15 protein-coding genes are annotated in these 22,154 nt (G+C 72.8%); 3 read left to right on the forward strand and 12 right to left on the reverse strand.

Annotated features, from left to right (window positions below):
- Position 1 precedes the first annotated feature (1 nt).
- Complete coding sequence (locus CLV56_RS15495) at positions 2-892, forward strand: MaoC family dehydratase (RefSeq protein ID WP_100415238.1); 891 nt, start codon at positions 2-4, stop codon at positions 890-892.
- Between the two features lie 55 nt (positions 893-947).
- Here the strand turns inward: CLV56_RS15495 and CLV56_RS15500 are convergent, their stop codons facing one another.
- The 5 genes from CLV56_RS15500 to CLV56_RS15520 form a co-directional block, all read right to left on the reverse strand.
- Complete coding sequence (locus tag CLV56_RS15500; protein WP_039345118.1) at positions 948-1,811, reverse strand: acyl-CoA thioesterase; 864 nt, start codon at positions 1,809-1,811, stop codon at positions 948-950.
- A gap of 53 nt (positions 1,812-1,864) precedes the next feature.
- Positions 1,865-2,791, reverse strand: a complete 927-nt coding sequence (locus tag CLV56_RS15505; protein ID WP_100415239.1) for a PAC2 family protein — start codon at positions 2,789-2,791, stop codon at positions 1,865-1,867.
- Between the two features lie 121 nt (positions 2,792-2,912).
- Positions 2,913-4,775 (reverse strand): 1-deoxy-D-xylulose-5-phosphate synthase, encoded by a 1,863-nt coding sequence (gene dxs, locus CLV56_RS15510; protein ID WP_039345115.1) that lies wholly within the window; start codon positions 4,773-4,775, stop codon positions 2,913-2,915.
- A 71-nt stretch (positions 4,776-4,846) separates the two neighbouring features.
- Complete coding sequence (locus CLV56_RS15515) at positions 4,847-7,276, reverse strand: esterase-like activity of phytase family protein (protein ID WP_100415240.1); 2,430 nt, start codon at positions 7,274-7,276, stop codon at positions 4,847-4,849.
- Positions 7,277-7,398: 122 nt separating this feature from the next.
- Positions 7,399-8,547, reverse strand: a complete 1,149-nt coding sequence (locus CLV56_RS15520; protein ID WP_039345113.1) for a DNA glycosylase AlkZ-like family protein — start codon at positions 8,545-8,547, stop codon at positions 7,399-7,401.
- A gap of 14 nt (positions 8,548-8,561) precedes the next feature.
- On the opposite strand from CLV56_RS15520, the gene CLV56_RS15525 reads away from it, so the two are divergent.
- The gene (locus CLV56_RS15525; RefSeq protein WP_039345110.1) at positions 8,562-8,999 is read left to right on the forward strand and encodes an HIT family protein; all 438 of its coding nucleotides are present in this window, start codon (positions 8,562-8,564) and stop codon (positions 8,997-8,999) included.
- Between the two features lie 79 nt (positions 9,000-9,078).
- On the opposite strand, the gene CLV56_RS15530 is transcribed toward CLV56_RS15525, so the two are convergent.
- A complete protein-coding gene (locus CLV56_RS15530) occupies positions 9,079-9,597 on the reverse strand; it encodes a flavin reductase family protein (RefSeq protein WP_100415496.1) in 519 nt (172 codons plus the stop codon).
- A gap of 66 nt (positions 9,598-9,663) precedes the next feature.
- Here CLV56_RS15530 and CLV56_RS15535 point away from each other — a divergent pair, with 66 nt between their 5' ends.
- Positions 9,664-10,851, forward strand: a complete 1,188-nt coding sequence (locus CLV56_RS15535) for a winged helix DNA-binding domain-containing protein (protein WP_039345103.1) — start codon at positions 9,664-9,666, stop codon at positions 10,849-10,851.
- 8 nt (positions 10,852-10,859) lie between these two features.
- On the opposite strand, the gene CLV56_RS15540 is transcribed toward CLV56_RS15535, so the two are convergent.
- The 6 genes from CLV56_RS15540 to CLV56_RS15565 all read right to left on the reverse strand — a co-directional run bounded on the left by CLV56_RS15540 (position 10,860) and on the right by CLV56_RS15565 (position 22,149).
- A complete protein-coding gene (locus tag CLV56_RS15540; RefSeq protein WP_039345101.1) occupies positions 10,860-12,089 on the reverse strand; it encodes an ROK family protein in 1,230 nt (409 codons plus the stop codon).
- A 142-nt stretch (positions 12,090-12,231) separates the two neighbouring features.
- Entirely contained in the window at positions 12,232-15,036 is a 2,805-nt protein-coding gene (locus CLV56_RS15545; RefSeq protein WP_039345098.1) for an aconitate hydratase, read from the reverse strand.
- Positions 15,037-15,297: 261 nt separating this feature from the next.
- Complete coding sequence (locus tag CLV56_RS15550; protein WP_100415241.1) at positions 15,298-15,756, reverse strand: GNAT family N-acetyltransferase; 459 nt, start codon at positions 15,754-15,756, stop codon at positions 15,298-15,300.
- Positions 15,757-16,109: 353 nt separating this feature from the next.
- Positions 16,110-18,701 (reverse strand): DUF2157 domain-containing protein, encoded by a 2,592-nt coding sequence (locus CLV56_RS15555; RefSeq protein WP_157805188.1) that lies wholly within the window; start codon positions 18,699-18,701, stop codon positions 16,110-16,112.
- A 170-nt stretch (positions 18,702-18,871) separates the two neighbouring features.
- Positions 18,872-20,134, reverse strand: a complete 1,263-nt coding sequence (locus CLV56_RS15560; RefSeq protein WP_100415242.1) for a class I SAM-dependent RNA methyltransferase — start codon at positions 20,132-20,134, stop codon at positions 18,872-18,874.
- Positions 20,131-22,149, reverse strand: coding sequence for an APC family permease (locus tag CLV56_RS15565; protein WP_039345195.1), 2,019 nt, complete (start codon positions 22,147-22,149; stop codon positions 20,131-20,133). The genes CLV56_RS15560 and CLV56_RS15565 overlap by 4 nt, the downstream gene beginning before the upstream one ends.
- Between the last annotated feature and the right edge of the window lie 5 nt (positions 22,150-22,154).

Raw genomic sequence — 22,154 nt, forward strand, 5'->3', positions numbered from 1 at the left:
GATGGCGACCACCACCTTCGACCGGCCCCCGGCGACCCTGCCGCTCTACCTGCGCGCCGCCCTGCCCGCGCTCCCCGTCGTCGGCGGCCTGCCCGGCGTGAAGCATGCGAGCGGCTCCGTCCCCGACCTCACCCTGCGCCGCGCCGGCATCACCACGGACCTCGACCACCTCGCGGCGTACGGCGACGTGTGCGGGTTCGCGCTGCGCGGCACCCTTCCGGCGACCTATCCCCACATGGCGGCGTTCGGCCTCCAGATGGCGCTCATGGTCGACACGGCGTTCCCGTTCGCGCCGATGGGGCTGGTCCACCTCCGCAACACCATCGTGCAGCACCGTCCGATCGGCGTCGGTGAGCGCTACGACGTCGAGGTCCGGGCCGAGGACCTGCGCGACCACCCGAAGGGCCGCCTGATCGACCTGGTCACCACGGCCACCGTCGGGGACGAGGTCGTCTGGGACGAGACCATGACACTGTTCCGGCGCGGCGGGCGGGGCGGCGCCGAGTCCAGCCCCGCGCCCCTGACCGACGTGGCCGCACCGGTCGGCGCGGCCCGCTGGCGGCTGCCCGCGGACCTCGGACGGCGGTACGGCGCGGTCTCCGGCGACCGCAACCCGATCCACCTGTCGAAGCTCAGTGCGAAGGCGTTCGGGTTCCCCCGCCAGATCGCGCACGGGATGTGGAGCCAGGCCCGGGCGCTCGCAGCGGTGGAGAACCGTCTCGGCGACACGTTCCGGGTCGACGCGGAGTTCCGCAAGCCGATCCTGCTGCCGACGACGGTGAGCTTCGGGACCCGCGAGGACGGCGACGGGCTGCTGCTCGGGATCACCGGGGCCCCGAAGGACGACCGGCCGGGCCGCGAGCACCTGGTCGCGCGGGTGACCCACGCCTGAGGCGGGGTGCGGGGTCCGGCCACGCCCGCCGGCCGGAGGTCCTGGTCGCGCTCGGTCACCCGACCGGGCGGATCAGCCCCTCCTGGGCCGTGGACGCGACCAGCGTCCCGTCCTCGGCGTACAGGTTGGCGGTGGTGAAGCCCCGCGCTCCGGTCGCCGACGGGGAGCGCTGGTCGTACAGCAGCCACTGGTCGGCCCGGATCGGTCGGTGGAACCAGATCGCGTGGTCCAGCGACGCCGGCTGCACGTCCGGTGACGCCACCGTCAGCCCGTGCGGCACGAGCGAGACACCGAGCAGACTGAGATCCGACAGGTAGGTCAGGAGCGCGGCGTTCAGGACCGGGTCCGGGCCGAGCTCGCCGGCCGCACGGAACCACAGCCGCTGCAGACCCGGCACCGCCTCCTCGGACGGGTCGCCGTCGAAGCGGGTCCCGCCGACGTAGCGGACGTCGAGCGCCGACCACTCGCGGCTCCAGTGCTCGGCGGCCTGCCGGCTGAGCCCCGACAGCACCTGCGGCATCGTGGGGCTGTCGTCCGGCGACGGCACCGGAGGCATCCGGTCCTGGTGCTCGTAGCCCTTCTCGTAGCGGTGGAAGGACGCGGTCAGGTAGAAGATCACCCGCCCGTGCTGGCGGGCCGAGACCCGCCGCGTCGAGAACGAGCCTCCGTCGCGGATCCGCTCGACGTCGTAGACGATCGGGACGCTCGGGTCGCCGCCGAGAAGGAAGTACATGTGCGCCGAGTGCACCAGGCGCTCCGGCGCCACCGAGCGGGCCGCGGCCACGAGCGCCTGCGCTGCGACCTGGCCGCCGAACACGCGCTTGACGCCGCTCGCCGCGGGTTGCGATCCCCGATAGAGGTCCTCCTCGAGCCTCTCGAGATCGAGCAGGGCGACGAGGTCAGCGATCGTGTTCGGCACGGCGTCATCGTCTCACGCGCCGAGCGGGCGGGCCGTGACCGCCCGACGTGGTGTCAGTCGCTCTGGTCGCGCCGGTCGAGCTGCGCCAGGAACTCCTCGACCTGGTCGCCGATCTCGTCGCTCGACGGCAGCTCGCTCTCGTCCAGCGGCAGCGGCTGCTTGGCGTCGCGGGTCATCTGGTCGTACTGCCGCTCGAGACCGGCGAGCACGTCACCGCCGTCCTGCTCCTCCACCTGCTTGTGGATGTCCGCGACCGTCTCCGCCTGCTGCACCCGCAGCTCCTCGAGGTCGAACGTCAGGCCGGTCCGCTCGCTCAGGGCCTCGAGCAGCGCCACCGACGCGCTCGGGTACTCGACCTGAGCGACGTACTGGGGGACGTGGGCGACGTAGCCCACCGCATCGTGGCCCCACTCCCCCAGCCGCAGCTCGAGCACCGACTGGATGCTCGCGGGAACGGCGACCTGCGCCCGGAACAGGTTCGAGCGGTCGAGCAGGTCGCGGCGGCTCGCGTGGTGCGTGATGACCGACGGCCGGGTGTGCGGCACCCCCATCGGGACGGCGCCGAGGCCGACCGTCAGCTCCACCCCGTACGCCTCGATCACGTCGTGGACCTCAGCGGCGAACTGCTCCCAGCGGAAGTCCGGCTCCGGGCCCGACATCAGCAGGAACGGGGCGCCGTGGTCGTCGCGCAGCAGCCGGACGTCGAGCCGGGGCTGGTCGTAGTCGCGGTAGTGGTCGCGGTCGAACAGCACCGCGGGGCGACGCGCCCGGTAGTCGTAGTAGTCGTCCAGGTCGAACTCGTGGACGATCTCGCCCTCCTCGGCGGCCTGGAGGTGCTCGACCGCGATCCGAGGGGAGGAGCCGGCGTTGAGGAAGCCGTCGAACGCGTAGACCAGCGTCGGCGTCACCGAGTCCGGGACCCCCGCCAGCGGGTCGGCGTCCCGACGAAAACGTGCGAAGAAACTGCTCAGACGACCCATCACACACCTCCTAACGCCGTACGGCCGGGCCTGATTCCCCCGCTCGTCGCGGAGCAGGACCAGGCTCCCAGCCTACGTCCCCGCGTCCCGCGTCCGGACGCCGGGAGCCGCCGGCCGGGGATCAGCCCAGGCGTTGCAGGGCGTCGGCCGCGACGGCCTCGCCGGTCAGGCCCATCCGCTCCAGCAGCACCGCGCGCTTGGCGTGGTCGAAGAACTCCTGGGACACGCCGTGGACCCGGATCGGCGTCGTCACGGCAGCATCCGCCAGCATCTGCGCGAGCACGGAGCCCATGCCTCCGACCCGCCCGCTGTCCTCCACCGACACCACCAGGCGGTGCTCGGCAGCCGCATCCACGAGCGCCGGGTCGAGCGGCTTGACCCACCGCGGATCGACCACGGTCACGCCGAGGCCGTGCTCGCGCAGGCGCTGCGCCGCATCCAGGGCCACGGCGGCCATCGGGCCCGCCGCGACGATCAGGACGTCGGAGTCGCCCTCCCGGGCCAGCACGTCGCAACCCCCGAGACGGTCGATCGCCTCGACGTCGGTGTCCACCGGGCCCTTCGGGAACCGCACCACCGTCGGCGCGTCGTCGACCGCGACCGCCTCGTTCAGCAGCTCGCGCAGCCGCGCGCCGTCGCGTGGGACGGCCAGGCGCAGCGTCGGGACGACCTGGAGGATCGACTGGTCCCACATGCCGTTGTGGCTCGGGCCGTCGTCGCCGGTCACGCCGGCACGGTCGAGGACGAACGTGACCCCGCAGCGGTGCAGGGCCACGTCGAGCAGCACCTGGTCGAACGCGCGGTTGAGGAAGGTCGAGTAGATCGCCACGACCGGGTGCATCCCGCCGAAGGCCAGGCCGGCCGCGCTGGTGACGGCGTGCTGCTCGGCGATCCCGACGTCGAAGGTCCGCTCGGGGAACTTGTCGGCGAAGGCGTCCAGGCCCGTCGGCGACAGCATCGCCGCCGTGATCGCCACCACGTCGGGGCGCTCGTCGCCGATGCGGACGATCTCGTCGCGGAAGACCGAGGTCCACGACGCCGGCTCCACCGCGAGCGCCGTCCCGGTGAGCCGGTCGAACGCCTTCGCCTGGTGCATCTGGTCCTCTTCGTTCGCGACCGCGATGTCGTACCCGTGCCCCTTGGTCGTGAACGTGTGCACCAGCACCGGACCGCCGAACTGCTTGGCCTGGGTGAGCGCCTTCTCGAGCGCCTCGCGGTCGTGGCCGTCGACCGGACCGACGTACTTCAGGCCGAGGTCCTCGAACATCCCCTGCGGCGACAGCGCGTCCTTCAGGCCCTTCTTCATCGCGTGCAGGACCTCGTACGCCGTCTGCCCCACGACGTTCATGCTCGTCAGACGGTCGCGCACGGCCCGCAGCATCGGCTCGTAGCGCGGGTTGGTCCGCAGCGACGCGAGGTGGTTCGCGAGGCCGCCGACCGTCGGGCGGTACGAGCGCCCGTTGTCGTTCACGACCACCACGAGACGGCGGTCGGAGTCGGCGGCGATGTTGTTGATCGCCTCCCAGGCCATCCCGCCGGTGAGTGCGCCGTCGCCGATCACCGCGACCACGTAGTCGTCGCGGCCGGCCAGGGCGTTCGCCTTCGCGATCCCGTCGGCCCACGAGAGGCTGGTGGACGCGTGGGAGTTCTCGACGACGTCGTGGTCGGACTCGGCCTGGCTCGGGTATCCCGACAGCCCGCCCTCGGTCCGCAGGCCGTCGAAGGCGCCGGCGCGGCCGGTCAGCATCTTGTGGACGTACGCCTGGTGGCCCGTGTCGAAGACCACCCGGTCCGCCGGCGAGTCGAAGACCCGGTGGATCGCCATCGTGAGCTCGACCACGCCGAGGTTGGGACCCAGGTGACCCCCGTGGGTCGCGACCGCGGCGATGATCCGCTCCCGGATCTGCTCGGCCAGCTCGTCGAGCTCGGCATCGGTCAGTCCGCGCAGATCGCTCGGCTGGGTGATGCGATCGAGCGTGGCCATGGTCCTCCGTCGGGTGGGGGGTAGGGCTTCTGTCGATCTTAGGTCATCGAGCCCTACCCCCCGTTCCCCCGTCAGCGGTGGCCGTACCCCCGGCCCGGGTGGCCGCCACCGAGCAGCACGCGCGCGTTGCCGAGCCGCAGGAAGACCGTCTCGCCGGTGGCGTCCTGGACTCCGTCGTTGTCGGTCACGGCGTACGCCCGCCCGTCTCCCCCGACGGTGAACCCTTCGAGCTTCTCCTGGGTCCAGCCGTGCGTCGCCTCCAGCTCCGGCAGGAGGTCGACCGTCCGGCGCGGCCGCACCATCGTGAGGCCGGCGCGCGCGGGCCGGGACGGCACGTCGACCACGACGACCCGCTTGAGCCGGGCGGACGGACCGTTCAGCTTGTCCCGCTCGATCACGGCGAGGGTGTCGTCGTCGAGCGCGGTGATCTCCGACAGGCCGACCCAGTCGCCGGACGCGTCCGTCGAGGCCATCGTGTAGCCGTACCACTGCCAGGTGCCGCCCGCGACGTCGTAGCGGCCGATCCGGGCGACGTCCGCGCCGTCGACGGTCGAGCCGGTGCTCGCCGGGTCCGTCCACAGCGGCCGCTGGACGACGGTCCAGACGTGCTCGCCCGAACGGTCGTTCGTGAGAGTGACCCCCTCCAGGCCCCACTTCCCGACGTGCGCCGCGATCTCCGCGGGGAGGGTGACACGCTCGCGGACCTCACCGGCCGCGTTCGTGCGGATCAGCTCGTTCTCCGGGCCGGTCTCCCCTTCGGAGGCGAGCCAGAAGCCACCCTGCTCGCGCGCGGCGACGCCCTCGATGTCGAGCTCGACCGGCGCCCCGGCCTCGGTGATCGGCAGGGTCCGCGTGATCAGCGCGGGCGTGCGCCGCGTGTCCACGGCGTAGAGCCGCGCGGGCTGTACGACGTTGTCGGCGGCGGTCCACAAGCGGCTCTTCGAGCGCGGATCGGCACTGAGCGCTCCCAGCGCATTCCATCCGATCGGGTTCCCGCGGTCGTCGGCGGACTCGATCGAGGGGAACGAAGGCGTGCGGCGACCGAGCTCGTACAGCGACACGGTCGCCCGCACGCCGTCGGCGGCGGAGTCCTCCTCGCTCGAGACCGCGAGCAGGTCGCGGCCGGGGATCGGCAGCAGGCCCTCGGGACCGTTGGTGGTGGGCAGGGACTGCACGTAGCGCGGCTTCGCCGGATCGTCGACGTCGTAGACGGCGACGACGTTGGACCGCTCCGAGCCCACGAAGGCGTAGCGGGTGCGCCCGAAGGTCGCGACCGCGATGCCCTCGGGCTCGGCGCCCTTGTTGCCGGCACGGTCCTCGTTGTGGAGGCCGAGCCGCGTCACGATCCGCTCGAACGACGTGCCCGCGTCCCACACGACCCTGCCGTCGGCGGCGAAGACCGTCCAGCCGCGCGAGCCGCCGTGCCAGTCTCCCTCGTTCGCGGTCGCGAGGTGGTCGTCGTCGACCCAGGCGACCGCGTCGGGCTCCCGCACGACGTCGGTGAGGGTGTCGGTGAGGGCGATGTCGTCGTCCTCGGTCGCGTCCACGCCGTCCAGCGTCACCGAGCCGGCGGAGAACACCGACGTGATCTCACGGGACTCGAGGTCGACGATCGCGACCGCGTTGTTCTCCTGGAGCGTCACCGCGGCCTCGTCGCGGCCGTTGATCGCGACGTACTCCGGCTCGGGATCGGTCGGCTCGACCACGCCGGCCGCGACGAAGTCGGCGCGGGCCGTGCCGTCCGGCTCGGTCAGCTCGACCCGGTGGGCCTCCCACGCCGCCGGTGCACCGTCCAGGTCGAGGACCTGGAGGAAGCCGGCGGGCAGCTGCGGCAGGTCGCCCTCCTCACCACCCGCCGGGGTCGCCTCCTCGTCCCGCTCGTTCTCGATCGCGATGACGGCCCGGTCCCCCTCGCTGCTGATCGCGATCGAGTCGGGCTGACCACCCAGGTCCAGGCTGCGGACGCGGGTGCGGTCGGACAGCCGGACCACGTCGACGCGACCCGACGGGTTCGTGAAGGACTCGCTCGTGTTCACCACGACGAGCACGTAGTCGCCCACGACGGCGACCGAGGTGGGCTCGTCGTCGGCGTCGCCGAGCTCGGCGAGCGACAGCGTGCCGAGGCCCTCCGGAGCGTCGGGGTCGGCCAGGTCGACGAACCCGATCCGCTTGCCGGGCGCATCGGTGTAGACGAGGGTCCGCCCGTCGGGTGAGACCGACGAGATCTCCGCGACCGTCTCGGAGTCGGGGTCGACGTCGGCCGGGAGATTCTGGAAGACCGGGTACGTCGCGGTGCGGTCGAACACGGCCGTCGCGTGCGGCTTGCCGTGGCTGGGCTTGCCGTGGCTGGGCTTGCCGTGGCTGGGCTTGCCGTGGCTGGGCTTGCCGTGGCTGGGCTTGCCGTGCGCGTCGGCGGGACCGGACAGCATCGACGGGACGAGCGCGGCGGCGACGGCTGCGGCTGCGAGGCCGGCGGCGGTGCGGCGCGAGGTGCGGGACATGCTGCTCCTCAGGTGGGGGATGAACCTCCCGCACGCTCCCCGAACGAGACCAACGGTCGGCGAACGCCACGTGAACGACGCCCGTCCCCGCCCGGAAGACTGCGACGCGACCGGACACCGGCTCAGTCGGACAGCGGACCCACCCGGACGTCCGCGATCTCGACACCGAGGACCGTGCCCACGGCAGCGGCCCCTGCCACGACGCTCCCCTCGTCAGGTGTCCGCTCCCCCGGCAGCGTCCGCACGTCCACAGCGACGCTCCGACCGGACCCGACCGGACGCCACACCGCCGTGATCCGTCCGCCGTCGAGCACGACCGGCCAGCAGGCGCCGTTCACGCGGTTGAAGATGCGCGGCAGGTGCGCGGCGTCGACGAACCGGTCGCGGGTGGCGGGCGCGTACCCCAGCATCAGACCGTCGAACTCCGGCAGCAGACGGAGCCCCACGTCGTCGCGCTCGTCCGCGGGGGCGTCGGCGAGGTCGATCACCGGATCCTTGCCGTCCGCGAGCACGACGACCTCGTCCCCGAGCGCGGTGATCGCCCGGTCCACGGCGCCGAGCGTGTCACCCAGCCACCAGGCGACGTCACGCCGGGTCGCGGGGCCGTACGAGCCGAGATGCACCCGCACGAGCGCGGCGCGGGCCGCCTCCGGGGCGTCGTCGGCCCCGTCGACGGCGTCCGCGTACACCTCGCGCGCCCGGCGGTGCAGCGTGTCGGTGCGGGTGTGCCAGCGGCGGTCCGCGGGACGTCGGACCAGGGTGGGCACGCCCCAGACGACGTTGCGTCCGTGGCTGTCGACCACCAGCCCGGACCCCTCGCTCTCGTGATCGCTGAGCCAGGCCGCAACCCGGTCCACCAAGGAGTCGCGATCGATCCAGCCGCCGCTCGCCAGCCGCTCCGTCTCCGCGCGGACGGCCGCGGCGTCGACCCGGTCGAGCCGCAGGGCCGTGCGGAGCGAGGCGTCGAGACGGACACCGGAGACGGCGGCGCTCCAGGCGTGCTGTCGAGCGGTGGTGGTGTGCACCGTCCCGCGCAGCGTGGTGCCCTTCACGACCGCACCGCGCTCGAAGGCCTCCACGAGCGTCGCGTGCGCGATCCCCGGCAGCCGCGACGACGCGGTGAGGAACACCGCCCGCGGGACCTGGGTCTGGATCGGGCCGAGCCGCGCGAGGAGATCGGTCACGGCGGACTCGTCGCGTGCGCCGATCCGAGGGAACTGACGACCCAGCGTCCGCGCCGCCAGCTCCTCACGTGCCAGGCCGTGCCTCATGGTTCGATGCCTCCATGCCTTCTGCCCAGCCGCCGGATCCGGGGTCCTGCGTGTTCTGCCGGATCGTCGCCGGCGAGCTCGATGCCCCGATCGTGCACGACGGCGCGGACATGATCGGGTTCCTGGACCATCGTCCCGTCTTCAAGGGTCACGTGCTGCTCGCCCCGCGCAGCCACGTCGTCACGCTGCCGGACCTGCCCGACGCCCTGCTCACGCCGTACTTCACGCTCGTCCGCCGCGTCTCGGCGGTGCTCCCGGCCTCGCTCGGGGCCCAAGGCACGTTCGTGGCCGTGAACAACGTGGTCTCGCAGTCGGTGCCGCACCTGCACACCCACGTCGTACCGCGGACGAAGGGAGACGGCCTGCGCGGGTTCTTCTGGCCCCGGACCCGTTACGCCGACGGCGAGGCCGAGCAGGTCGCCGCACGGATCCGTACCGCCCTCGAGTCCTGACCGTCCCCGATTCGTCGGGTTGCGGCGCGAATCGCCCCGTCGTTTCCGTCCGCAGCTCGACGAATCGGGCACGGAGAGGTCAGTCGGCGCGGCGGTAGCGGCCGCGCAGGTGGGTCAGCGGCGCGGGATCGTCGTCCGAGACGGTCACCTGCTCGACCGCAGCGTCGACGAGCAGCGGCCAGCCGAGCGGTCGAGGCTCACCGGTGACCCGCGCACCGAGCCACCCGACCGAGCCGACCAGGACCGGGCCCCAGTCCGACTCGCTCCACTCCCCCAGACGGAACGGGCCCCCAGGAGCCGGCCCCGTCCCGGCGAACGGGTCGGCGAGGCCACGCTGGGCCCAGCCGAGCACGTTCACCACGAACGCCTCACCCGGCCGCAGCGTCTCCGCCAGGTCGGAGTCCTCGTCGACCAGCAGCGCGACCCGCGCCGGGTCGCCCTCGGCGACCAGCACCGACGAGACCGTGAGACCGACGCGGTCGTCGCCCCGACCGGCGGTGACGACCGTGACCGGCTGCGCCAGCCGCCCGCGGAACCGCCGCAGCGGGTCGCGCTCGGGCTCCGGCGGCACGAACGGGTGCTCGGAGTGGATCGTCACGGCGCCCACCCTACGGGCCGTACGACCGCACGCGCCGCTGTCGGTGGGCTCCGCCAGGATGGGTCCATGCGGATCCTCGACGCGCAACGGCGTGCCCGGCTGGTCGCTCAGCACGCGCTCGGAGCCGAGCGGCCGGACAGCGTCGAGGCGGTCGTGCGGCGGGTGCTCGCGCTGCACGCGACCGACCCTGCGACGGTCTACCTCTCGGTGCTCGCCCGGCGCGCCGGCGCCGGGATCGACGACGTGCGCGCAGCGATGTACGAGCGACGCAGCCTGGTGCGCGTGCTCGCGATGCGCCGGACGTTGTTCGTGGTGGAGCGCGACGACGTGCCGATGGTCCACGCGGGAGCGTCGCTGGGCGTGGCCCGGACCCTGCGGACCCGCCTGGTGCGCCAGCTCGCGGATCTCCCGACCGACCCGGAGGTGCCCGACCCCGAGGCCTGGCTGATCGACGTCGCCCGCGGTGTCGAGGCGTCCCTGGCCGAGCGCGGCACCGCGAGCGGGGCCCAGCTGGCGCAGGACGTGCCCGCCCTGCGGACCGCGTTCCTCCCGACCACCGACAAGCGGTGGGACGTCCGGCGCAACGCGACCTCACCGGCGCTGGCGTGGCTCTCCGCCGAGGGCGTGATCGTGCGCTCCGAGCCGCGTGGCGACTGGCGCTCGCGCCACCACGTCTGGGCACCGGTGACGGACTGGTTCCCCGAGGGCATCGAGGAGCTGTCCGAGCCCGACGCCCGCGCACGGCTCGCCCACCGGTGGCTCGCGGTCTTCGGGCCCGCCACCCTCGACGACCTCCAGTGGTGGGCGGGCTGGAGCAAGACCCAGACCCGCGCCGCCGTCGCGGCGCTCCCCGACGTGCGCGAGGTCGAGCTCGCGTGCGGGCCCGGGCTCGTGCTCGACTCGACCGACCTCGGGATCGGCGATCCCGACCCTGCCCGCGTCACCCTGCTCCCGGCGCTCGACCCGACCCCGATGGGCTGGAAGGAGCGCGGCTGGTTCCTGGGACCCCACGCCGACCGGCTGTTCGACCGCTTCGGCAACGTGGGTCCGACGGTGTGGAGCGGTGGCCGGGTCGTCGGTGGGTGGGCGGTCCGGCCGGACGGGGAGGTGGTCACCGCGCTGCTGGAGGACGTCGGAGGCGACGTCAGCGACGCGACGGACACGGAGGCGCAGCGGATCGCTGCTCTGCTCGACGGAGCGCCGGTCGTCCCGTCGTTCCCCACGCCGCTGGAGAAGGAGCTGCGGACCGCCTGAGCACGACCTCAGCCGACGACGGCCGCGCTCCCGACCCGCTCGGCCTCGGCAACCGCGTGCACGGGGTCGGCGAGGACGGTCGCGAACGCCAGCTCGCCCGCTCCGAACAGCACCGAGTCGCGCCCCAGGCCGGCCTGGAGCACCTCCGTACGGCGCGCGCTCGGGTCGAGGATGGCGTGCGCGCACTCGCGGTCGACCTCGGTCCGCACCGCCGGGTAGAGCGCGCTGAGCAACCCGCCGAGGATGACGACCTGCGGGTCGAAGATGTTGACGAGGTTCGTGATCCCGACGCCCAGCATCCGGCCGACGTCGCGCAGGGGCGTGGACGCGTTGCGCACTCCCTCCAGGAGCGTCGCGAGGTGGGCGATGTCGTGCGAGGGCGTGCCGAGTGCCTCCGCCACCGCCACCGCGCCGACCTCGGTCTCCCAGCAGCCGTAGCTCCCGCAGCGGCACCGCCGCCCGTCGGAGCGGACCCGCATGTGCCCGACCTCGCCGGCGTAGCCGACGGTGCCCAGCATCGAGCGGCCCCGGGTGACGAGGCCGCCGCCGACGCCGACGTCGCCGGACAGGTAGATCACGTCGGTCATCCCGCGTGCCGCACCCCGGGTGTGCTCCGCGAGGACGCCGAGGTTGGCGTCGTTGCCGATCGTGACCGGCAGCGCGCTCCCGAGACGCTGCGCGACGAGGTCACCGAAGGCCACCTCGTCCCATCCGAGGTTGGGCGCGGAGTGGATCCGTCGGTCGTCGACGGTGACGATCCCGGGGACGCCGATCCCGACACCCAGCAGGAGCGCCTCCTCCGCGGCGCTCGCGGCCACCGGTGCGGCCGTCTGCGCGATCAGGTCGACCACGACGTCGGGCGTCGCGCCGTCGGGGACGATCGCGATGCGCCGGTCGGTCATCGCACCCCCGAGGGAGATCCGCGCGACCTCCACGGTCTCGACCCGGACCTCGACCGCGAGCACGTACAGCTCGCGCGGACCCGGGCGTACGTGCAGCGACGGCCTGCCGGCGCCGGACCGCTCGCCGCGGGGGACGGACTGCGCAACCACACCGAGCCGCTCGAGCTCGGTGACGAGGGCCGCGATCGTCGAGCGGTTCAGGCCCATCCGGGTCGTGAGCGTCGCCCGCGACACGTCGCCGTCGTGGTGGACGTGACCGAGCAGCGTGCCGAGGTTGTGCCGGCGTACGGCCTCCTGATTGGCACCGCGGCCCGTCGGACGCTGCTGGAGCGGCACGGTGACGTCCTTCCTGGCTCGACTGCGGCCGGGCGCCGCGATCGCCGTGACGCTAGCACGCGGAACGGGATTTCGTCACTGTCACAACAAAACCGGGCCCGCCGCTCGTGAGGAGCGGCGGGCCCGGTCCGGACGCGGCAGGTCAGAGCAGCGACCGCAGGACGTACGGCATGATGCCGCCGTTGCGGTAGTAGCTCGCCTCCCCCGGGGTGTCGATCCGCACGACGGCGTCGAACTCGACGTCGTCCGCCTTCACCTTCACCGTCCGCGGGGTCTCGCCGTCGTTCAGCGCGGTGACGCCGGTGATCTCGAACGTCTCCTCGCCGCTCAGGCCCAGCGAGTCCGCCGACTCGCCGTCGGGGAACTGCAGCGGCAGGACGCCCATGCCGATCAGGTTCGAACGGTGGATCCGCTCGTAGGACTCCGCGATCACGGCCTTGACGCCCAGGAGGGCCGTGCCCTTGGCGGCCCAGTCGCGCGACGAGCCCGAGCCGTACTCCTTGCCGGCGAGCACGACGAGAGGGATCCCTGCGTCCTGGTAGCTCTCCGAGGCCTCGAAGACCGTGGTCACCTCACCGTCGGTGTCGAGCCGACGCGTGAAGCCGCCCTCGGTGCCCGGCGCGAGCTGGTTGCGCAACCGGATGTTCGCGAACGTCCCGCGGATCATCACCTCGTGGTTGCCGCGGCGCGACCCGTACGAGTTGAAGTCGCGCTGGGCGACCCCGTGCTCGGCGAGGTACTTCCCCGCCGGGCTGTCCTTCTTGATGGCGCCGGCGGGCGAGATGTGGTCGGTGGTGACCGAGTCGCCGAGCTTGAGCAGCACCCGCGCACCGGCGATGTCGGTGACCGGGGACGGCTCGAGCGCCATGCCGTCGAAGTACGGCGCCTTGCGGACGTACGTCGAGTCGGTGTCCCAGGCGAAGACGTCGCCCTCGGGTGTCGGCAGCGAGCGCCAGCGGTCGTCGCCGGCGAACACGTCGGCGTACTCGCTCTTGAAGGTGTCGGCCGACATCGCGCCGGACACGACCTCCTCGACCTCGGCCGGCGAGGGCCAGATGTCGCGCAGGTAGACGTCGTTGCCGTCGGTGTCCACGCCGATCGGGTCCTCGAACAGGTCGGTGTCCATCGTGCCGGCGAGCGCGTACGCGACCACGAGCGGCGGGGACGCCAGGTAGTTCATCTTGACGTCGGGGTTGATCCGCCCCTCGAAGTTGCGGTTGCCCGACAGGACCGACGTGACCGCGAGGTCGCCGTCGTTGACGCCCTGGCTGACCTCCGGGATCAGCGGGCCGGAGTTGCCGATGCAGGTGGTGCAGCCGTAGCCGACGAGGTTGAACCCGAGCTTGTCGAGGTACGGGGTGAGGCCGGAGCGCTCGTAGTAGTCCGAGACCACCTTCGAGCCCGGCGCCAGCGTGGTCTTGACCCACGGCTTGCGGGTCAGGCCCTTCTCGACCGCGTTCTTCGCCAGCAGCGCGGCCCCGATCATCACGGACGGGTTCGAGGTGTTGGTGCAGGAGGTGATCGCCGCGATCGTCACGGCACCGTGGTCGAGGTCGAACGTCGTCCCGTCCTCGAGCGTCACCGTCTGCGGGTTGCTCGGCCGGCCCGAGTCGGCCGGGGCCGTCGTGAGGTGGTTCGTCGGGGCCGGCGCGCCGTTCGCGCCGTGGTACGCCGGGGCGTCCGAGGCCGGGAAGGACTCCTCCGAGGCCTCGTCGTAGCCGGCGGGCTCGACCATGTCCGCGTCCACGTAGTCGGCGAGCGAGGCTCGGAACGACAGCTTGGCGTCGGTGAGCGCGATCCGGTCCTGCGGCCGCTTCGGACCGGCGATCGAGGGAACGACCGTGGACAGGTCCAGCTCGAGGTACTCCGAGTAGCGCGGCTCGGCCTCCGGGTCGTGCCAGAGGCCCTGCTCCTTCGCGTACGCCTCGACGAGCGCGATCTGCTCCTCGCTGCGACCGGTGAGGCGCAGGTACGTGGTGGTCTCCTCGTCGATCGGGAAGACCGCGATCGTGGAGCCGTACTCCGGGCTCATGTTGCCGATCGTGGCGCGGTTGGCCAGCGGGACGGCGGAGACGCCGGAGCCGTAGAACTCGACGAACTTCCCGACCGCGCCGTGCTGGCGCAGCATCTCGGTGATCGTGAGCACGAGGTCGGTGGCGGTCGCACCCTCGGGCAGCTCGCCCGACAGCTTGAAGCCGACCACCCGCGGGATCAGCATGCTGACCGGCTGCCCGAGCATCGCCGCCTCGGCCTCGATGCCGCCCACACCCCAGCCGACGACGCCGAGGCCGTTGACCATCGTCGTGTGCGAGTCGGTGCCGACGCAGGTGTCCGGGTACGCGACCGTCTCGCCGTCGACCTCACGGGTGAACGTGACGCGGGCGAGGTGCTCGATGTTGACCTGGTGGACGATGCCGGTGCCCGGCGGGACGACCTTGAAGTCGTCGAAGGCCGTCTGCCCCCAGCGCAGGAACTGGTAGCGCTCGCGGTTGCGCTCGTACTCGATCTCGACGTTGCGCTCGAAGGCCCCGGGAGTGCCGAAGACGTCAGCGATCACGGAGTGGTCGATCACCATCTCGGCGGGCGCGAGCGGGTTGATCTTGCCGGCGTCGCCGCCGAGGTCGGCCATCGCCTCGCGCATCGTGGCGAGGTCGACGACGCAGGGGACGCCGGTGAAGTCCTGCATGATCACGCGGGCGGGCGTGAACTGGATCTCCTTGCTCGGGTCCGCGTCGGCGTCCCACCCGGCGAGCGCCTTGATGTCGTCGGCGGTGATGTTCGCGCCGTCCTCGGTGCGCAGGAGGTTCTCGAGCAGCACCTTGAGGCTGTACGGCAGCGAGGCGACGTCCAGCCCCTCGCCGCTCACCGCATCGAGGCGGTAGATCTCGTACGCCTCGTCCCCGACCTGCAGGGTGTCCTTCGCGTTGAAGCTGTTGACGCTGGCCATCGCCTCTCCTCGTCTGGGTCTTCCGTCGGGCCGTCGGCCGCGCGCGGGCGGGCCCGGCTCCGCCCTCTATCGTTGCGCGGTCGCGACCGCGATGCTCGGTCAGGATCGCCTAACCTCGCGATGTATCTCGATGTCAAGATAAACGTTATCAAACTTCTTGGCCGCCCGGGCACGCGACACGAGTCGGTCTCGCGTGCCGGCACACCGGCGCCTGCGTTCGTACGCACGGGGGTGGTGCGGAACGCAGCGACCTGCGGTCGGTCAGGCCGTTCGGGTGAGAACGACGTACGGTCGCTCGTTCGCCGGCGACTCGAACTTGTCGACCGCGCTGAACCCCAGGGCGTCGACGACCTTGAGCGCACGGACGTTGAACTCTGCAACCGTCACCCGGAACTGCGACGGCGCGAACCGCGCGCGGGCGAAGTCCAGCGCGGTCGAGATCGCCTCGTGGCCGAGTCCCTGACCGGTCAGCTCGGGCCGCAGCCCGCCGCCGATGTCGAGCGCCCGGTCGTCGTAGGCGAACCCGGGCACCTGCCCCTCCGCTCCGTAGCACCGGTAGCCGATCAACCGCTCGGAGTCGACGAGCGCGAAGAAGCCGTTCGTCAGGTCGGTGAAGTGCTGCGGCTCCATGCCGGTGAGGTCGTAGCAGCCGTACGGCTCCGGATACCTCCAAGTGACGATGTCGTCAGCGTGCTCGGTCGTCAGATCGACGATCTCCACTCCGGCTCCTCCGGTCGGGGCTGGCGTCCGCGAAGCCATCCAAGCAGAGGTCGCCGACCGACGGTAGATCTTGACGGATCGCCTCCGAGCGCCTACGGCCGGACCGCGCGGGCGGCCCCGGAACACCCGCCGGCCCCAGGCGGGTGAGCTGGTTCCCACGCACGGGTGTTTGGTCGACAACGGCGGTGAGCGGGTTCCCACACACGGGTGTTCCGTGGACGACGGCGGTGAGCTGGTTCCCACGCGCGCGTGTTCCGTGGGAACCAGCTCACCGACGCCGGACCCCGGTGGGAACCAGCTCACCGACGACCGGACGGCGCGGGCGGGGGCGCGATCCCGCGCGACGGGTCGGGTCAGCGCAGGCGTCGGACGTACGCCGCGGTCGCTCGGGCATCGGACACCCGTGCCTCCCACGTCGCACCGACCGCCAGCAGCGCGACGCCGAGCACGCTCAGCGGGATCCAGCGCGGGACGTCGGCCAGGAACGGTCCGACCTGCCGCAGGACGAGGATCGTCACGAGCACGGATCCGACGACGAACGGGGCCTGCCACCGCGCGACGACCCCGAGCACCAGGATCGCGACGGAACCCGCCGCCAGCAGCAGCCCGCGCAGGCCGACCGGGTCCTCGAGGGCACCGGGGAGGCTGGGCAGCGTCGCCAGGACGAGGCCCGGGAGAAGCACGACCGACGTCCGAGACCCAGGCCTCCGCGCCATCACGACGCCGCCGGCCACCAGCAGCGCCACGGCGAAGGGCGCGGTGTAGACCTCGACGACGTCCACACCGGCGGCCGCGAGACGGAGCACGTACGCGACGCCGAGCAGCACGGAGCCCGCGAGCGCCGCAGGGCGCCGGTCCCGCGCGACCAGACCCGTCACGACGGCGCCGGCCCCCACTGCCGTCAAGGCGGCCGAAGCCGCCACGGGACCGGCGACGAGCGCGCCTGCGATCACCGCTCCCGAGCCGGACCAGCCGACGAACTCCCCGGACTCGCGGACGTCGGCGGCGATCCCGCGGACCTGCGCCGACACGACGACCAGTGCCGCGGCCGCACCCGCCGCCGCGGCGATCCACGGAACAGGCGCGCCGAGCGCACCGGCGAACGCGGGAACGGCCGCGATCGCGAGGAGCGCCGCCCCTCCCACCACGACCCGGCGGACCGCACCCGGACGCGCCGCGACCGCGACGGCCGCCAGGCCGACCGCGCCGACCGACCAGGTGATCGCCGAGGCCCAGGCCGACCCGAGCGGCAGCAACGCACCGACGCCGACCATCACGACGCCCGCAGAGACCCAGGCGGTCCGGATCCGCGGCTCCTCCCCCACCAGTCCGGCAGCGCCGACGACTCCGAAGACCACGCCGGCGATCACCGCGACGAGCGCGACGACGAGCACCGGCGCCCCGATCACCACGAGCAGGACGCCGACCGTGACGGGAAGGAGAGCCGCCGCCAGCGTCCGCAGGGTGAGCGGAAGGACGACCGCGGCACGGAAGCGCCACGCGGCGACCGTCAGCAGGAGCGCCGCGAGGCCGAGCAGGAGCCACACCGCGACCCAGGTCTCCAGCCCGTAGCGGGTGTCGAACCGCTGACCGACGCCCGCCTCGAACCACGGCGACCAAGCCCGCGCGAGCGCCTCCACCAGCGACAGGGCGAGCTCCGCCAGCCCGGCGACGAGCCCGAGCGCGACCGGCACCACGGCCACACGGACGCCGATCCCCCAACCGCCGTGGACGACGTGGCCGAGGAGGGCCACCCCGACCGGCAGCAGCACCCACGACACCACCGCTGCGTCGATCCCGCTCGCCCCTGCGGGTGTCACCACGAGGAGCGCGACGGTGACGACCGCCAGCAGCGTCGCGAGGGACTGCGCACTGAGGACCACGCCGGGATGCCGGGCGAGGACCCGACTAACCAGCCAGGCGACCCCCAGAGCAGCGACCGCCTGCACGACGAGCATCGCGCCGACCGGACCCGACCAGTGCTCGCGCAGGTCCGGCTCGCTCAGCAGGCCGACGACCAGCGTGAGCCACGCGACCGACTCGAGCACGGCGAGCGCGGCCGCGGAGGACCACGCCGCGACCTCGAGCCCCAGCACGACCAGTCCCACCATCACCAGCGCGGCGAGGAGCGCGACCGGAGTCCCCACCCACGTCGGCTCCACCTCCACGGCGGCCGGGAGGGCCAGACCCGCGACCAGGACCGCCAACCCGATGGCGACCTGGGCCGAGACCACCGTCGGGGCGACGCGACGGGACCAGAGCGCGACGCCGGCCGCAGCCAGGCCGACCACGACCGAACCGGCCACCGCCACGGCCGCACCGTCCACGCGATCGAGCCCGAGCACACCGGCCTGGTCAGCGAGTCCGATCTCGAGGGCGGCGACCGCCAACGCGACGGTCCACAACGCTTCCGACGTCCCGCGCAGCCGCCGACGGGTCGACCACGCAGCCGCGGAACCCACGGCGAGCAGGACGCCGGCCAGCACGGCCGTACGACCGGCCTCGGAGAGCACCGACCACGAGATCGCCACGAACACGAACGCCGCCACGACCAGGCACAGGGCACCCAGCACCAGCAGCACCGAACCGACCGACGGCCCGCGCGCCCCGCTCGGCTCGGGCGCCCGCGGCTGCCAGGCCGGCTGCCAGGCGCCCGGAGGAGCGGCCGCGCCCGCCCGAGGTGCAACGCCCGGCGCCGCAACGCCCGGCGCCGCAGCACCCGGCGCCGCAGCACCCGGCGCGGTGTCCACGGACCCCGTCCGGCCCCGGCGGCGCACGTCGGCCTCCGAGCGCATCTGCGCGAGCAACCGGTCCGACTCAGCGAGGTGCGCGAGCAGATCCCTGGCCAGCTGCCCGGTCAGCTCCACACCGCACCGCGGGCACACGGGCGCCCCGGTCGCCGGCGCACCGCACCCCGGGCAACGCGCAGGATCGGCGTACGTCACGCGAGCAGTGTGGCGTACGGGCGGGGTCAGCCGTGGTGGCCACGCCGAGCGGTCGGACTCGGGAGCTGCGCGTCTCGATCGCTCGCTCCGCTCGCGCCTCGACGATCGGGAGAGGGCCGCACTCAGCCGACGGGCGCCAGCAGCACTCAGCCGACGGGCGCCAGCAGCACTCAGCCGACGGGCGCCAGCAGCGCCACGCACTCCACATGGTGCGTCATCGGGAACAGCGCGTACGCCTCCAGGTCCACGAGCTCGTACCCGACGTCGGCGAAGGTGGCCACGTCCCGGGCGAGCGCCGCGGGATCGCACGCGACGTAGACCACCCGGCTCGGGCCGAGGCCTGCGACGGCGCGCACCACGCGGGCGCGCGCACCCGTCCGGGGCGGGTCGAGGACGACCAGGTCGCGCTGCTCGGCGCGCTGCGTCAGCACCTTCGCGACGTCGCCGTTCACGACCTCGACCTGCGTACGGTCGTGCAGGTTGCGGCGCGCGTCGGCGGAGCCCCTCCGATCCCCCTCGACGCTGAGCACGGTGCCGGACGGGCCGACGTCGTCGGCGAGGAACGCCGTGAACAGGCCCACGCCGGCGTACAGGTCGGCCACCCGCTCCCCCGGCCGCGCCGCCGACATCCGCCGGACCGCGTCGACCAGGGTCGCCGCGGCCTGCGGGTGCACCTGCCAGAAGCCCGAGCCGCCGACCCGGAACTCGTGCGCGTCCACCCGCTCCCGCACCCAGGTCCGCCCCGCCACCCGCCGACCGTCGGCCACCAGCCCCGTCGCGTCGATCCTCGGGAGGCGCCCGTCCACGTCGTACGCCGCCGCGAAGGTGTCGCCCTCCGACGAGACCGCGACCGCGACCCGTGACGCGGGCCAGCGCGAGTCCAGCACCGCCGGCAGGTCCGGCGACGCGATCGGGCACGCCGACAGCGGGATCACCTCGTGGGAACGGTGCCGGCGAAGCCCCAGTCGACCCTCGTCGTCCGCCGCGAAGGTCACCCGCGTCCGCCACCGCAGTCCGTCGGCGTGCTGATCCCCCGACGGCCCTCGTACCTCGACGTCGCGCTCGATCCCGGCCAGCCGCGCGAGCTGCTCGCTCACCACCTCACCCAGCAGCCGACGCTGCGTCGCCAGCTCGACGTGCTGGAAGTCGCAGCCGCCGCAGCCGCCCGGACCCGACACGTCGCACCGCGGCTCGGTCCGGCCCGGCGCTGCCACCAGGATCTCGACCGCGTCCGCACGCAGGAACCGGTCCCCCGTCCCGCCCTCGGTGACCCGGATCCTCACCCGTTCGCCGGGCAGCGTGTGCCGGACGAAGACGACCCGCCCGTCCCAGCGCGCCACGCAATGCCCTCCGTGCGCGACCGCGCCGACGTCGAGCTCGACCTCGCGCCCGACCAGGCTCTCGGTGGTCCCGGGGTCGTCGTGAGCGCTCACGACTCGTCCCGTTCGCTGTACGAGCGGCCCTGCCGCACCTCGCCGGGCACCGGGCGCACCCGCTCGGGACCGCGCGAGCGCACCGAGCTGAGCTGGTACGGCACGCTCGTGACGAGCACTCCGGGCATGAACAGCAGGCGCCCCTTGAGCCGCAGCGCCGTCTGGTTGTGCAGCAGCTGCTGGTACCACCGACCCACCACGTACTCCGGGATGTAGACCATCACGATGTCGCGCGGGCTCTCCTTGCGGACGCTGCGGACGTACTTCGCGACGGTGCGGACCAGCTCGCGGTACGGGGCGTCGGCGACCACCAGCGGGACCGGCAGATCGAGCTCGTCCCACTGGCGGACCAGACGCTGCGTCGCCTCGCTGTCGAGATCCACCGTGAGCGCCTCCAGCCGGTCGGGGCGCGACACCCGGGCGTACGCCAGCGCCCGCAGCGCAGGCTTGTGCAGCCGTCCGACCAGCACGATCGCGTGCACCCGCGACGGGAGCGTGACGTCGGAGTCGTCGACCGACAGCTCCTCGGCGACCAGGTCGTAGTGCCGGCGGATCCGACGCATCAGCACGTACACCACGGCCATCACCGTGATCGCGATCCACGCGCCGGCGAGGAACTTCGTCACCAGCACGACCACGAGCACGCTGCCCGTCATCGCCAGCCCGCAGGCGTTGACCACCCGGGAGCGCAGCATCCGACGCCGCTCGGCCGGGTCGGTCTCGGTGCGCAGCAGCCGGGTCCAGTGCCGCAGCATCCCGAGCTGGCTCATCGTGAAGGACACGAAGACGCCCACGATGTAGAGCTGGATCAGCTTCGTGACCTCGGCGTCGAACGCCACGATCAGCACGATCGCTCCGGCACCGAGCACGATGATCCCGTTGCTGAACGCCAGCCGGTCGCCCCGGGTGTCGAGCTGGCGCGGTAGGTAGCCGTCACGCGCGAGCACGGACCCGAGCACCGGAAAGCCGTTGAAGGCCGTGTTCGCTGCCAGGACCAGGATCAGGCCGGTGGTGAACACGACGGCGTAGAAGAAGAACGGCGCGTTGTCGAAGATCGCGCCGGCGAGCTGTCCGATCACCGTGTCCTGGACGTAGTTCTCACCGACCGGCACCCCGTCGCGGCTCAGCTGCGTCGCGGGGTCCTCGGCGTAGCGCAGGTGCATGAGGTCCGCGAGGACGATGACGCTCATCAGCATCGTCACCGAGATCGTGCCCAGCAGAGCGAGCGTGGTGGCGGCGTTCCTGCTCTTGGGCCGCCGGAACGCCGGGACACCGTTGCTGATCGCCTCCACCCCGGTCAGGGCGGCGCAGCCCGACGAGAACGCCCGCGCCACCAGGAACGTCATCGCGATCGCGGAGACCGCCCCGACGTACGGCTCCTCGGCGACCAGGTCGAGGTCGGCGCTCTCGACCATCGGGAGATCACCGAACAGGTAGCGCCCGAAGCCCCACACAGCCATCCCGAGGATGCTCAGCATGAACAGGTACGTCGGGACCGCGAAGGCCCGCCCCGACTCCTTCAGCCCGCGCAGGTTCGCGGCGACCAGCAGGGCGACCAGCACGCTCGCGCTGCTCGCCTCGTGGCCCTCCAGGAACGGCAGCGCAGCGCTCGCGTTCTGGACCGCCGAGGAGATCGACACGGCCACCGTGAGCACGTAGTCGACCATGAGCGCCGAGGCCACCGTCACACCGGCACGGGGACCGAGGTTCACCGTCGCGACCTCGTAGTCACCACCGCCGCTCGGGTACGCGCGGACGTTCTGCCGGTACGAGGTGACGACCACGAGCATCACGACCCCGACGGCGATCCCGATCTTCCAGTTCAGCGCGTACGCCGACAGGCCGCCCATCGAGAGCACCAGGAAGATCTCGTCCGGTGCGTAGGCCACCGACGACAGCGCGTCGCTGGCGAAGACCGGCAGCGCGATCCGCTTCGGCAGCAACGTCTCGTCGAGCTGCGTGCTGCGCAGCTTCCGCCCGAGGATCGCCCGCTTGCCGAGCTCCGCTAGTCCCACGCGGG

This window comes from Mumia flava (assembly GCF_002797495.1).
In the GTDB taxonomy this organism is placed as follows: domain Bacteria; phylum Actinomycetota; class Actinomycetes; order Propionibacteriales; family Nocardioidaceae; genus Mumia; species Mumia flava.

Excerpts from the sequence above, each read along its gene's own strand:
- CLV56_RS15525 (WP_039345110.1), top strand. The coding sequence starts at position 8,562 with ATGCCTTCTGCCCAGCCGCCGGATCCGGGGTCCTGCGTGTTCTGCCGG.
- CLV56_RS15535 (WP_039345103.1), top strand. The coding sequence starts at position 9,664 with ATGCGGATCCTCGACGCGCAACGGCGTGCCCGGCTGGTCGCTCAGCAC.
- CLV56_RS15545 (WP_039345098.1), bottom strand. The coding sequence starts at position 15,036 with ATGGCCAGCGTCAACAGCTTCAACGCGAAGGACACCCTGCAGGTCGGG.
- CLV56_RS15495 (WP_100415238.1), top strand. The coding sequence starts at position 2 with ATGGCGACCACCACCTTCGACCGGCCCCCGGCGACCCTGCCGCTCTAC.
- CLV56_RS15515 (WP_100415240.1), bottom strand. The coding sequence starts at position 7,276 with ATGTCCCGCACCTCGCGCCGCACCGCCGCCGGCCTCGCAGCCGCAGCC.
- CLV56_RS15505 (WP_100415239.1), bottom strand. The coding sequence starts at position 2,791 with ATGGGTCGTCTGAGCAGTTTCTTCGCACGTTTTCGTCGGGACGCCGAC.
- dxs (WP_039345115.1), bottom strand. The coding sequence starts at position 4,775 with ATGGCCACGCTCGATCGCATCACCCAGCCGAGCGATCTGCGCGGACTG.
- CLV56_RS15520 (WP_039345113.1), bottom strand. The coding sequence starts at position 8,547 with ATGAGGCACGGCCTGGCACGTGAGGAGCTGGCGGCGCGGACGCTGGGT.